Here is a 275-nt window from a genome sequence, read left to right on the forward strand (position 1 = left end):
TTCGGGTCGATCGTCGTGTTGTTCGAGCCCGCGAGGTCGGCGGAGCCGCCCCACAGCTCGGGGATGACCGCACCGAGAGCCTGCAGCACCTTGCCGGACGCGGCACGGGTGGCGACACCCTTGCCCGCCTCGAAAGCCGGGAGCTTCTCCTCCCAGCCGGCCGGCAGCTCGCACGCGGCGATCCGGTCGAACTCGGCGGCACGCTCGGGCTGAGCGGTGCGCCACTCCTGGAAGCCCTTCTCCCACTCGGCCTTCGCCTCACGGCCGCGGTCGAG

Annotated in this window: 1 pseudogene; it reads right to left on the reverse strand. The window is 72.4% G+C overall.

Annotation, left to right across the window (positions count from 1 at the left end):
• Window positions 1–275, reverse strand: a pseudogene (locus tag KVT44_RS56070) (transketolase); the annotation flags it as partial.

The sequence above is a fragment of the Streptomyces sp. GbtcB7 genome, from assembly GCF_019091445.1.
GTDB classification, from domain to species: domain Bacteria; phylum Actinomycetota; class Actinomycetes; order Streptomycetales; family Streptomycetaceae; genus Streptomyces; species Streptomyces mirabilis.